We start from the raw sequence: 13,800 nt of genomic DNA, 5'->3' as shown, positions 1-13,800 counted from the left end.
TAAAATACACTATAATAATCATTTAGATAACAAATTGAATATAATTAAAAATTAATAATATAATTATTAAATAGAAGGGATAAAAATTATGGCAAAACTTAATGTAGCTTTAATATTTGGAGGAAAATCAGGAGAGCATGAAGTTTCATTATCTTCAGCAGCTTCTATATATGAAAATATAAATAAAGATAAATATAATGTATTTACGATAGGTATAACTAAAGAAGGAACATGGTTATATTATGAAGGAAACTCAGAGGATATAAAGAGTGGTAAATGGGTTGAATTAGCTAATAGAAATGTAGAAATAAATCTAGTTCCAATGGGAAATAAAGAAGTTGGCATATTATTTGAAAATGGAATAGTAAAAAAGATAGATGTATTATTCCCAGTATTACATGGACCATATGGTGAAGATGGAACCGTTCAAGGTTTATTTGAAATAAGCCAAATACCATATGTAGGTTGTGGGGTTCTTGCGTCTAGTACGGGAATGGATAAACTTATTTGTAAAACTATATACTCAGAGATTGGATTACCACAAGTTGAGTACTGTTCTACAAGTAGATGGGTATTTAATAGTAGGCAAGAAGATGAACTAGACAAAATTGAAAGTAAATTAAATTTCCCAATATTTGTTAAGCCTGCAAACTTAGGTTCTAGTGTAGGTATATCGAAAGCTACAAATAGAGAAGAACTTTTAGCTGGAATAAATGAAGCATTAATATATGATTCTAGAATCGTTTTAGAGCAAGGTATAGATGCCAGAGAAATAGAAGTTGCTGTATTAGGTAATGAAGAAGTTGAAGCATCTATAGCTGGAGAAATAAAGCCTGCTAAAGATTTTTATGATTATGAAGATAAGTATATAAATGGATCATCAACTTATGATATACCAGCTAATATAAGTGAAGATGATATGGAAAATATAAGAAGTATGGCTATAAAAGCATTTAAAGCATTAGATGGTAAAGGTCTTTCAAGAGTAGACTTCTTTATAGATAAAAATTCAGGAAAAATATTTATAAATGAGATAAACACATTACCAGGGTTTACTAATATAAGCATGTATCCTAAAATGTGGGAAGCTACAGGTTTAGGATATTCTAAACTAATAGATAAACTTATAGAACTAGCATTAGATACAAAAAAGTAAAGTAGGTGTTAATATGGATAATAGACCTATAGGTGTATTTGATTCAGGCTTAGGTGGATTAACTGTTTTAAAAGAGATTATAAAAGTTTTACCTAATGAAAATATAGTTTATTTTGGAGATACAGCAAGAGTTCCTTATGGACCTAGATCTAAGGATACTATAATTGAGTATACTTTTCAGGCAATAAACTTTTTGATATCTAAAAATGTAAAAGCTATAGTTATAGCATGTAATACGGCTACAGCGAGAAGTTTAAAAGAAGCAAAGCAAAAATATGATATACCTATTATTGGTGTAATCGAAGCAGGTGCAAGAGCTGCTGTATATTCTACAAGAGATAAGATTATAGGTGTAATAGGGACACAAGGTACTATAAGCTCCAAGTCTTATGATTTAGAAATACAAAAATTAGATAAAGATATTAAAATTGTTTCTAAGGCATGCCCTTTATTTGTTCCTATAATTGAAGAAGGGTGGTCGAATACAGAAGTAGCATACTTAACAGCGAAAGAGTATTTAAATGATCTACTAGTGGAAGGTATAGACTCATTAGTTTTAGGATGTACTCATTATCCTATATTAAAAAGAACTATAGGATCAGTTGTAGGAGATAACATTAAATTAGTGAATCCTGCAAAAGAAACTGCAAAAGATTTAGAAATTATACTAACGCAAAAAAATATACTAAGATCTAAGGATTGTAATAATTCGACATATGAGTATTATGTATCAGACATACCGGAAAAATTTGTTAGTATAGGTCAGCAGTTTTTAAAAAGAGAGATGAATGATGTAAAGAAAATAGATATACAAAAATATTAAGTTATTAAATAGTATAAACTTTAGATATAATTATATCTAAAGTTTATATTTTTAGGAGGAAAATTTACTATGGATGTAAAAATCAATATAAACACTATTCAGTATGATGAGCATAGTAAAATAGATATTATTAATGTGAATACTGTAGGAACTCTACATGAAAAAAATGATGCTACATATTTAATGTATAAAGAAGATAATGAAGGTGTAGAAATTACAACAAGCATAAAGGTTTCTAAAAAAGAAATAACCATAAAGAGATTTGGAGCAAGTAATTCAACTATGGTTTTTGAAAAAGGAAAGGTTCATACCAGTAATTATAAAACTCCATACGGTTTATTTTTAATAGAAACACATACTAAGCATTTAGATGTAGATAATAATAGTGAAAATAATTTTAAAATTGAGTTAGACTATAATTTAAAAATGAATGATATGTTTAACGGAAGAAATAAGATAACTATAAATGTAGAAAAATAAGAGATAAATAAATAGATATAAATTTTATACAAGGTAGTTAAAATACTACCTTTTATTTAATTTATTTGGTATTATTATATCTATATAATCTTTTATATCTTTAATTAAAAATGATACAAGGGTTTATGGTTTTTTTATAGAAACTACTTATAGTAAAAGTTAAAAAAATAGTAATGAGGTATAATTATGATATTTGAGAAAGTACTAAGTACTGTAAATAAATATGAATTAATACAAAAGGGTGATAAGATTGTAGTTGGATTATCTGGAGGTCCAGACTCTGTTTGTTTATTACATATTTTAAATAGGATGAAGGAGGAATGGGATTTAGAGATTTATGCAGCTCATTTGAATCATCAAATAAGAGGTATAGAGGCTCAAAAAGATGCTTTTTATATTTCTAAGCTTTGTGAAGAGTTAGGAATAACATTCTTTATAAAGTCAATAAATGTTCCTGAATATTGTGAAAAAAATGGAGTATCAATAGAAGAAGGGGCAAGACAGCTTAGATATGAAATGTTTTATGAGATAAAAAATAATACTAGAGCTAATAAGATAGCAATAGGTCATAATTTAAATGACCAAGCTGAAACTATATTAATGCGTATGATGAGAGGTACTGGTCTTCAAGGATTAAAAGGAATAGAATATATTAGAGATGGTGTTATAATTAGACCTATTTTAGATGTTGAAAGATATGATATAGAAGAGTATTGTAAACAAAATAAATTAAATCCTAGGATAGATCAAACAAACTTAGAAAGTATTTATACTAGAAATAAAATTAGATTAGAACTCATACCTTATATGAAGGATAATTTTAACTCTAATGTAATAGAATCTATAGTAAGGATGGGAAATAGCTTAAGAAGTGATAATGATTACATAGAAACTGAGGCAGTAAATAAATTTAATGAAGTATCTAATTTAAAAAGCGATAGTGTAGAACTTAAACTAAATAAATATATTAATTTACATAATTCTATTAAAGTTAGAGTTTTAAGAAATTCTATCAAGCACATATTAGGAGATACAAATTTTATAGATCAAAGGCATATAGATGATATTATTGAATTAGAAGATGAATCTAAAATTGATAAAATGATAAATTTACCAAGAGGTGTATTTGTATATAGAAAAAAAGATAGTTTAATAATAACAACTAAAGAAATTGTTATTGAAGACATAGAATTTTGCTATAATATACCTAGCAATGGATTTATCAAAGTAAAAGAAATAGGTATGGTTATCGAGACACAAGTAATAAGTGTAGATAAATATAAAATGAGTAAATCAGATAAATCATGCAAATGGTTTGATTTTAATAAAATAAAAGGGGGTATAGTTGTAAGAAACAGAAAAGCAGGAGATAAAATTAAACTTTCTGGAGGAAGTAAAAAAATTAAAGATTTATTTATTGACATAAAAGTGCCAAAAGAGGATAGAAGTAAAATTCCTGTAATTGCCGATCAGCAAGGAATACTAAGTGTTGGTGATTTAAGACACAGCGAAAATTATAAAATCGATTCAGATACAAAAGAAGTCTTAAAGGTTAGCTTTAAGAAACTATAGAATAAAAACAACTTATGAAAGGAGGGCTTCTTTTGAACAAACTTTTAAAAGGAGCAGGTTTCTATCTGCTAATATTTATAATCATAGTAGGTATAGTTCAATTTTCTGGTTCACCAACTGAAGAAGTAGAACAACTAAATTTCTCTCAAGTTTACCAGAAGTTAACTGACGAAAACATATTAAGCTTACACTTTATAGATCAAACTGCAGTAGAAGGAACTATAAAAGATACAAATAAGAAGTTTACATCATACATACCTGAGGAAATAATGGGGGATAAATTTGCTGACACAGTACTACAACAAGCAATGGATGGCAAATTAGTTGTTGGAGGAGAAGCAAAACCATCAACACCATGGTTTGTTGATATGCTACCAAGTGTACTTATATTATTCCTGATGTTAATTTTCTGGTTTATATTTATGAATCAGTCTCAAGGTGGAGGCGGAAAAGTTATGAGCTTTGGTAAATCAAAAGCTAAAGTTCATAAAGATGACGAAAAAACAAGAGTAACATTTAAGGATGTAGCAGGACTAACAGAAGAAAAAGAAGATTTACAAGAAGTTGTAGACTTCCTAAAAAATCCAAAAAGATATATAGACCTAGGTGCTAGAATACCAAAAGGTATACTTATGGTGGGTCCTCCTGGTACAGGTAAGACATATTTATCAAGAGCTGTTGCTGGAGAAGCTGGTGTACCATTCTTTAGTATAAGTGGTTCTGATTTTGTTGAAATGTTTGTTGGGGTAGGAGCTTCAAGAGTTAGAGATCTATTTGAACAAGCAAAGAAAAATGCTCCAGCTATAATATTTATAGATGAAATAGATGCTGTTGGTAGAAAAAGAGGAGCAGGTCTTGGCGGAGGCCATGATGAAAGAGAGCAAACTTTAAATCAATTACTAGTTGAAATGGATGGATTTGGTGTTAATCAAGGTATAATTATAATGGCAGCAACAAATAGACCAGATATATTAGACCCAGCGTTACTTAGACCAGGTAGATTTGATAGAGAAATTGTTGTTGGAGCACCAGATGTTAAAGGTAGAGAGGCGATATTCAAAGTTCACTCTAAGAACAAACCATTGTCAGAAGATGTTAAGCCAGATGTTTTAGCAAGAAGAACACCAGGATTTACACCTGCTGATATAGAAAATATAATGAATGAAGCAGCAATATTAACTGCTAGAAGAAGAGATAAAAAGATTCATATGGAAACTATAGAAGAAGCTATAACAAAAGTTATGGTTGGTGTAGCCAAAAAATCTAGAGTTATAAGTGAGAAAGATAGAAAACTTACAGCTTATCATGAAGCAGGTCATGCAATATGTATGCATGTACTAGAAAATGTAAGTCCAGTTCATCAAGTTACAATAATACCTAGAGGTAGAGCTGGAGGATTTACAGAACCTCTTCCAAAAGAAGATCAAATGTATGGTACAAAGTTAGAGATGGAAGAAACAATTGTAATGGCTCTAGGTGGTAGAGTTGCTGAAGAATTAGTTATGGAAGATATATCAACTGGAGCTTCTAATGACTTAGAAAGAGTAACTTCTATAGCAAGAGGAATGGTTACTAAATATGGTATGAGTTCAAAACTTGGACCTATGGTATTTGGAGATAATGATGATGAAGTATTCCTAGGAAATAGTTTCGCAACTAAGAGAAATTATTCTGAAGAGGTTGCTTCTGAAATAGATAAAGAAATAAGACGTATTGTTGATAAAGCATATAGAGAATGTAGACATATACTACAAGAAAACATGAAGAAGTTAGATTATGTTGCAAAAGCTTTATTAGTATATGAAACTCTAGATTCAGATCAATTTATTAAAGCATTTAATGAAGAATTACCTTTAGATGTTGATTCAGCTAGTGAAGGTGCTTCAAAAGTAAGTAAAGAAGATGCTATAACTGAGGAATATAATGTTATAGAAGAATCTAAAGATATGAAAGATGATAATGTAATAGAATTGAGAAGAGATTTTAAAAATGATGATAAAGAATAAAAAGAACCCTATATAGGGTTCTTTTTTGTAAAATATAAGTGATGAGGTGTGAAATGAGAGAAAAAGTTATAAATATAATTTTGGATAATGATAAAGAGTTTATATCAGGTGAAGAAATATCAAAACAGTTAGGTATATCGAGAAGCGCTGTATGGAAGCATATTAAATCATTAAAAGCAGAAGGATATGATATAGAATCGATTAATAAAAAAGGATACAGACTCAAAGAAAAGCCTAAAGATTTATTGAGTTCTCAAAATATAGTTCATGGGTTAGATACAAGATTTATAGGTAAAAATATTATACATTTTGAAACTATAGATTCTACAAATACCTATGCAAAGAAAATAGCCTCAGAAGAAATTGACGGAACTGTAGTAATAAGTGAAGAACAAAGTAAAGGTAGAGGTAGGTTAGGTAGAATATGGGATTCTAAAGCATATGAGGGAATATGGATGAGTATAATATTAAAGCCGAATGTATTACCTTATAAAGCACCTTTTATAACGATTTTAGCTGGAAGTTGTATTGCAAAAGCATTAAATAATTTAGGTGTAACCGTAGGAATAAAGTGGCCTAATGATATAATATTAAATGGGAAAAAGCTTTGTGGTATATTAACTGAGTTATCAGCTGAAATAGAAAGGGTTAACTATGTTATTTTAGGAATAGGTATGAATATAAAAAACTTAAGCTTTCCCAATGAAATAGAAAATATAGCAACATCTTTATATAAAGAAGGATATAAGGTATCGAGGGTTGATATTGTAAGAGAAATATTGTGTGAGTTAGAAAAATACTATACTGAGTATATAGTTGATGGAAATAGCAAAAATATAATTGAATTATATAAAAACTACTCAGTTGTTTTAAATAAAAAAATATATATAATAAAAAATGATGAAAAAGAACTTGTTGAATGCATTGATATAAATTCAGAAGGGAACTTAGTTATTAAAAAGCAAGATGGCACTATTACTGAAGCAATTTCGGGCGAAATTTCGATAAGAGGTGAGCATGGATATGTATAATAACATACTAGATATAAAAGGATTGAAAGTAGGACAGGTTGAAGATGAAAATGGATTAACGGGTTGTACTGTTGTAATTTGTGAAAAGGGTGCGGTATGTGGTGTTGATGTAAGAGGAGCAGCACCGGGTACTAGAGAAACGGATTTATTAGATCCGGTAAATTTAATACAAAAAGTACATGCTGTAGTTCTTTCGGGTGGGTCTGCATTTGGTTTAGAGTCAACCTGTGGAGTTAGTGAATACTTAGAAGAAAGGAATATAGGATTTGACGTTGGAGTTGCTAAAGTACCTATAGTAGTAGGTGCGGTATTATTTGATCTAGCAACAGGAGATCCTAAATGTAGGCCTGATAAAAAAATGGGTTACAAAGCTTGTGAAATGGCAAGTGATGTTGTTTTAAATCAAGGGAATTATGGAGCTGGGTGTGGAGCTACAGTAGGAAAGATAAAGGGACCTGAATATGCTATGAAAGGTGGAATAGGAAGCTATTCTATAAAGCTAGAAAATGGACTGGTTGTTTCAGCTCTGATTGCAGTTAATGCATTTGGAGATGTATATGAAAATGGTGAAGTAATAGCTGGTGTTTTAAATGATTCTAAAACCAGAGTATTAAATAGTTACGAACTAATGAAACAAGGGATAAGTAAAGGTGGGTTTAGTATAGATAACACAACTATAGGTATAGTAGCTACTAACGCAAAACTAGATAAGGCTGGATGTAAGAAGATATCTCAAATGGCTCATGATGGTTATGCAAAAGCGATATTTCCTATACATACATCTCATGATGGAGATACTATATTCACAATGGCAACAGGAGAAATTGAAACTGATATAACTCTATTAGGTTCTCTTGCTGTAGAAGTGGTTGAAAAGAGTATTATAAATGCTATAAAAAATGCTTCGGGTGTAAAAAATATATTATCATATAAAGATATGCCGATATTACAAGTTTAGTTGACAATGCTATATCACATTGATAAAATTATTGTGTTACAGCTGGCATCCTAATTAGGAGCCTGACTAATATCAAGAGAAGATATTCAGTAAAAACTTAAAAAATTAGAAGTCCGGCATCTTTATGAGCTGGAACGGAGGTGTATTTTATGATGAACTCACAAGCATCAGCAAGAAAGAAAGTAAATGTTAAAAGAATGACTATTATAAGTCTGCTTTCGGCAATATCGATTATGCTATCGATGATTCCCTTAGGGTACATACAAATAGGTCCCTTAGCAATAACTACAATGTGTATACCTGTTATAATAGGTGGAATTATAGAAGGGCCTATGGTAGGAGCTACGGTAGGACTTATATTTGGTCTTACTAGTATGTTTAGAGCAATGGCAGGTATGGCAGGAATTACAGGATTTGTATTTATAAATCCATTAGTTTCGGTATTGCCAAGGATTTTTATTGGTTTAGTAGGATGTTACTCTTTTAGGCTATCTATGAAACTAATAAAAAATACTTATGTATCAGGTTTGATAGCAGGAGCTATGGCATCTATTACTAATACAATTGGAGTATTAGGAATGATATATGTGCTTTATGCAGCAGAGTATGCAAAAGCTTTAGGGCAAAGTGCAGGAGCAGCTAAAACACTTTTACTAGGAATAGCTACAACTAATGGTATAGCAGAAGCCTTAGGTGGAGCTTTAGTTGTATCGGCTGTAGTTGCTGTACTTAAAAAAAGCAAAAAATAGAAAGAAGGTTAATATAAATGCTTTTAGTATTCGACGTTGGAAATACCAATATGGTATTAGGTATATATAAAGACAAAGAATTAGTTAAGGATTGGAGAATAAACACAGATAAAGAAAAAACATCTGATGAATATGGTATATTAATTAGTAGTTTATTTAAATATGAAAATATTGATATGAATGAAATTAAGGATGTTATAATATCTTCGGTTGTACCTAATGTAATGCATTCTCTTGAAAATTTTTGTATAAAATACTGTAACAAACAACCATTGATAGTAGGACCAGGAATAAAAACTGGATTAAATATAAAATATGATAACCCTAAGCAAGTTGGAGCAGATAGAATTGTAAATGCTGTTGCTGGAATAGAAAAATATGGTTATCCACTAATATTGGTTGATTTTGGTACTGCAACGACGTTCTGTGCCATATCAGATAAAGGTGAGTACTTAGGAGGAACAATTGCTCCTGGTATAAAAATATCTAGTGAAGCTCTATTCCAAAGAGCATCAAAATTACCTAGAGTCGAGTTACTAAAGCCTGGAACATCAATATGTAAGACTACAGTTTCAGCGATGCAATCTGGGATAATATATGGATATGTAGGTTTAGTAGATAAAATAATATCTATGATGAAAGATGAGTTAAACTGTGGACCAGTAAGAGTGGTTGCTACAGGAGGTCTTGCGCCTTTAATAGCATCTGAAACTAATAGTATAGATAATGTAGATAAATTTTTAACTCTAGAAGGTTTAAGGGTTATATATGAAAAAAATAAAGAATAAAATATTTAGATAGGAATTGGAGCAAAAATCCAGTTCCTTTTTTATGATAATATATATATACTTATTTGAATAGATACTATGTGAATTGTATATTAATTTAATCAAATGAACACAATCATAATGAAAAATGGTATAATTGAAAAGTTTATAATTATATATTTGTGGTAAAGAAATAATGATTTAAAATATAGAAAACTATGAAGGAGAGACAAAATGAAAATAGGGAATGTCGAGTTAAAAAATAAAGTATTCCTATCACCTATGGCAGGCGTTACAGACCTTCCTTTTAGGCTAATATGTAAGGAACAAAACTGTGGTATGTTGTATACTGAGATGATAAATGCGAAAGCTTTATGTTATGATGATGAAAATACAAAGAAAATGTTAAAGATAGAAGAAGAAGAACATCCTATTGCAGTTCAGATATTTGGGTCGGACCCAGAATTTATGGGAAGAGCAGCACAAATAATGAATGAATATCCAAATGAAATATTAGATATAAATATGGGATGTCCAGCGCCTAAGGTAGTTAAAAATGGTGATGGATCTGCGCTTATGAAAAATCCTAAGTTAGCAGAACAAGTTTTAAAATCTGTTGTAAAAAACTCAACAAAACCTGTTACTTTAAAAATAAGAAAAGGTTGGGATGATAGCAGTGTAAATGCTGTAGAAATAGCAAAAATAGCAGAAGCGAGTGGAATAAGCGCATTAGCTATACATGGAAGAACTAGAGAACAGTATTATTCAGGTAAAGCTGATTGGGATATAATTGCAGAAATAAAGAATGCAATTAACATACCTGTTATAGGAAATGGAGATGTTTTTACTGTAGAAGATGCTCAGAACATGCTAGAAAAAACAAAGTGTGATGCTATAATGATAGGTAGAGGGGCTCAAGGTAATCCATGGATATTTAAAAGAATTAATCACTATATGCAGACTGGAGAGATATTACCAGAACCTACACTAGAAGAAAAAATAAATACAGCTAAGAAACATTTAAATCTTGCAGTTGAAGAACATGGAGAGTATGTAGCTGTAAGGGAAATGAGAAAGCATATAGCGTGGTATCTAAAAGGTTTAAAAGGTTCAGCTAAAGTGAGAGATGAAATCAATAAAATAACAAGTTATGAAGATGTTATAAGAAGGCTTGATGAGTACATGGAAGATGCCTTGACATTAGTATAATAGTGACTTATAATATACCGCATAATAAAGTAGATATAAAGAATTTTAAAATAAATGGAAATTCTTAATTTAACAAAGGAGTTGTGGGGTTATGGAACAAAAAAATGAAATACTTTTAACTCAAGAAGGTTATGACAAATTAGAGGAAGAAGTAGAATTACTTAAAACAGTTAGAAGAAAAGAAGTTGCTGAAAGAATAAAGGTAGCTATATCATTTGGAGATTTATCTGAAAATGCTGAGTATGATGAAGCAAAGAATGAGCAAGCCCAAGTTGAAGAAAGAATAATGAAGCTAGAAAATATGATAAGAAAAGCTGTTATCATAGATGAAAGTCAGATAGATCTTAATGTTGTTACTATAGGTTCTATAGTAAAAGTTAAAGATGTTGAGTTTGATGAAGAAGTTGAATATACAATAGTAGGTTCAGCTGAAGCAGATCCATATGATGGTAAAATATCAAACGAATCTCCAGTAGGAAAAGCCCTTTTAGGGAGATCAGTAGGAGAAGAAGTAGACGTTCAAGTTCCAGATGGAACAGCGAAGTTTAAAATATTAGAAATAAGAAGATAAGCTGGAGGAAGAAAAATGAATAAAGATCAACACGTTGAATTACAAGAAGATCTTAGTGAAGTTCTTCAAGTGAGAAGAGACAAACTAGCTAAGCTACAAGAAATGGGTAGAAATCCTTTCCACCAAAGTAGATATGACAGAACAAGCAATTCAATGGCTATAAAAAATAACTTCGATGAGATGGAAGGTAAGATAGTTAAGATAGCTGGTCGTATAATGAGCAAAAGAATACAAGGTAAAGCAGGATTTATAGATATACAAGATCAAGAAGGAAGAATCCAATGTTATGTTAGGTTAGATAGAATAGGTGAAGAAGAATATTCTATATTCTCTACATATGATATAGGTGATATAATCGGTCTTGAAGGTGAAGTATTCAAAACTAAAAAAGAAGAGATATCAGTAAAGGCTAATGAAGTAATTTTATTATCAAAGTCTTTACAAATACTACCAGAAAAGTATCATGGTTTAAAAGATCAAGATTTAAGATATAGACAAAGATATGTTGATTTAATAGTTAATCCAGAAGTAAAGGATGCTTTTTTAACTAGAACTAAGGCTCTTAAAGCGCTAAGATCGTTTTTAGATGAAAGAGGTTTCTTAGAAGTTGAAACTCCTATACTAAATACTATAGCTGGTGGAGCTAATGCTAGACCATTTATAACTCACCATAACACACTAGATATACCTATGTACTTAAGAATAGCTAATGAGTTATACTTAAAGAGACTTATAGTTGGTGGGTTTGATAAAGTTTATGAAATGGGAAGAATGTTTAGAAATGAAGGTATGTCTGTAAAGCATAACCCAGAATATACAGCTATGGAATTATATCAAGCATATGCAGATTATACTGACATGATGGAGATAACAGAAAGCCTTATATCTCATATGGCTGAAGTTGCTACAGGTAGCATGGTAGTAAACTATCAAGGTACAGAAATAGATTTTACACCACCATGGAGAAGAATGACTATGGAAGAATGTGTAAAGGAGTATTCTGGTGTAGATTTCTCTACAATAAATACTGATGAGGAAGCTTTAGCTGTTGCTAAAGAAAAAGGTATAGAAATAACTCCAGGAATGAGAAGAGGGGAAGTAATTAATGCTTTCTTTGAAGAGTTTGGAGAAGATAAACTAATACAACCTACATTTATAACTCATCATCCAGTTGAAATATCACCTCTTGCTAAGAGAAGTGTAGATGATCCAAGAAGAACAGATAGATTTGAAGCATTTGCAAATGGGTGGGAATTAGGTAATGCATTCTCAGAATTAAATGACCCAATTGACCAAAGAGGAAGATTTATGGATCAATTAAGAAAGAAAGAATTAGGCGATGATGAAGCTTGTGATATGGATGAAGACTTCTTAAATGCATTAGAAGTTGGTTTACCTCCTACAGGTGGATTAGGAATCGGAATAGACAGAACAATAATGTTATTAACTAACTCAACATCTATAAGAGATGTATTATTGTTCCCTACGATGAAACCGATAGAAAATAAAAAAGCAGACGAAGAATAATATTATTATATTTAAAAAGTTGTATGTCACTAAAGTGATGTACAACTTTTTTTAGAAATTTATCTAAAAAATTATACATGTCAGGTGCGCTGTAAGTATTAAAAATATTATTAAAAATTAATAAACTACAAAAACAGATATATAATATGATAAAAAATGTAAATAATAAGAGGATTAAATTGATAAAACAAGAAATTTTTAAGAAGGAAAATAGAATATTAAATTAGAATAAATAATAAAAAAATCTTGTTGGGGGTAGTTATATGTATCAAATTATTAATTGGATATGTTATATATCTGTAAGTTTTTTGGTGTTAGAAATGATGGTATATTTATGTAAGGATGTAATAAAAATAAATAAAATGAGTAATAAAATAAGCCGTAGAAGTGTTGGGAAATCAAGGGTTATAGCGAGTGAACATATTTATAGTAATAAAATTGCAAAATAAATTTAAAAAAAGTATTGACCATATTAAATTTAGGTGATATAGTATTACTTGTCCTTAAGAAAAAGGAAAACGGCTTAAGAAAAAATGAAAAAAAGTCTTGACTAAGAAATGAAAACTTGGTAAGATAATTAAGTCGAAACAATGAACTTTGAAAATTAAACAGTAGGTTAATTTATATAACTAATTCTTATTTAAGAATTAAAACACAAACAACCAAGCCAGATATTCAGATAATGATTAGCTGAGCGATGGACAACTTTTATTTGAGAGTTTGATCCTGGCTCAGGATGAACGCTGGCGGCGTGCCTAACACATGCAAGTCGAGCGAACTTCTTCGGAAGTGAGCGGCGGACGGGTGAGTAACGCGTGGGTAACCTGTCCTATACACACGGATAACGTACCGAAAGGTACGCTAATACGAGATAACATATTTTTATCGCATGGTAAAAATATCAAAGCTCCGGCGGTATAGGATGGACCCGCGTCTGATTAGCTAGTTGGT

The 13,800-nt window shown here is 30.4% G+C and carries 13 protein-coding genes and 1 rRNA gene; all 14 read left to right on the top strand.

Features of this window, described 5'->3' with window-relative positions:
* Positions 1-88 precede the first annotated feature (88 nt).
* Positions 89-1,156 (top strand): D-alanine--D-alanine ligase family protein, encoded by a 1,068-nt coding sequence (locus I2A66_RS14020; RefSeq protein WP_122640869.1) that lies wholly within the window; start codon positions 89-91, stop codon positions 1,154-1,156.
* Between the two features lie 13 nt (positions 1,157-1,169).
* Positions 1,170-1,979: a glutamate racemase gene (gene murI / locus I2A66_RS14015; protein WP_122640868.1), complete on the top strand. Its 810-nt coding sequence runs from the start codon at positions 1,170-1,172 to the stop codon at positions 1,977-1,979.
* A gap of 69 nt (positions 1,980-2,048) precedes the next feature.
* Complete coding sequence (locus I2A66_RS14010) at positions 2,049-2,459, top strand: DUF1934 domain-containing protein (protein WP_122640866.1); 411 nt, start codon at positions 2,049-2,051, stop codon at positions 2,457-2,459.
* A 186-nt stretch (positions 2,460-2,645) separates the two neighbouring features.
* Complete coding sequence (tilS, locus tag I2A66_RS14005; protein ID WP_122640864.1) at positions 2,646-4,031, top strand: tRNA lysidine(34) synthetase TilS; 1,386 nt, start codon at positions 2,646-2,648, stop codon at positions 4,029-4,031.
* A gap of 32 nt (positions 4,032-4,063) precedes the next feature.
* Positions 4,064-6,037, top strand: a complete 1,974-nt coding sequence (gene ftsH, locus I2A66_RS14000) for an ATP-dependent zinc metalloprotease FtsH (protein ID WP_195251889.1) — start codon at positions 4,064-4,066, stop codon at positions 6,035-6,037.
* A gap of 53 nt (positions 6,038-6,090) precedes the next feature.
* Positions 6,091-7,068, top strand: a complete 978-nt coding sequence (locus I2A66_RS13995; protein ID WP_122640860.1) for a biotin--[acetyl-CoA-carboxylase] ligase — start codon at positions 6,091-6,093, stop codon at positions 7,066-7,068.
* Complete coding sequence (locus tag I2A66_RS13990) at positions 7,061-8,026, top strand: P1 family peptidase (RefSeq protein ID WP_122640961.1); 966 nt, start codon at positions 7,061-7,063, stop codon at positions 8,024-8,026. Before I2A66_RS13995 ends, I2A66_RS13990 begins: the two co-directional genes overlap by 8 nt.
* A 149-nt stretch (positions 8,027-8,175) precedes the next feature.
* Complete coding sequence (locus I2A66_RS13985; protein WP_147516755.1) at positions 8,176-8,775, top strand: ECF transporter S component; 600 nt, start codon at positions 8,176-8,178, stop codon at positions 8,773-8,775.
* 17 nt (positions 8,776-8,792) lie between these two features.
* A complete protein-coding gene (locus I2A66_RS13980) occupies positions 8,793-9,563 on the top strand; it encodes a type III pantothenate kinase (protein WP_122640857.1) in 771 nt (256 codons plus the stop codon).
* A gap of 213 nt (positions 9,564-9,776) precedes the next feature.
* Positions 9,777-10,751 carry a tRNA dihydrouridine synthase DusB gene (dusB, locus tag I2A66_RS13975; RefSeq protein WP_122640855.1) on the top strand — a complete coding sequence of 325 codons (975 nt, stop codon included), beginning with the start codon at positions 9,777-9,779 and terminating at the stop codon, positions 10,749-10,751.
* Positions 10,752-10,842: 91 nt separating this feature from the next.
* Positions 10,843-11,322, top strand: coding sequence for a transcription elongation factor GreA (gene greA, locus I2A66_RS13970; protein WP_122640854.1), 480 nt, complete (start codon positions 10,843-10,845; stop codon positions 11,320-11,322).
* 15 nt (positions 11,323-11,337) lie between these two features.
* Entirely contained in the window at positions 11,338-12,849 is a 1,512-nt protein-coding gene (gene lysS, locus I2A66_RS13965) for a lysine--tRNA ligase (RefSeq protein WP_122640852.1), read from the top strand.
* A 263-nt stretch (positions 12,850-13,112) separates the two neighbouring features.
* Positions 13,113-13,298 (top strand): hypothetical protein, encoded by a 186-nt coding sequence (locus tag I2A66_RS13960; protein ID WP_195251888.1) that lies wholly within the window; start codon positions 13,113-13,115, stop codon positions 13,296-13,298.
* 259 nt (positions 13,299-13,557) lie between these two features.
* Positions 13,558-13,800, top strand: a 16S ribosomal RNA gene (locus tag I2A66_RS13955); the annotation flags it as partial.

Origin of the sequence: Romboutsia sp. 1001713B170207_170306_H8 (genome assembly GCF_015550495.1) — a bacterium.
Classification (GTDB): domain Bacteria; phylum Bacillota; class Clostridia; order Peptostreptococcales; family Peptostreptococcaceae; genus Romboutsia_E.
This window is presented reverse-complemented; position numbering and strand designations above follow the sequence as displayed.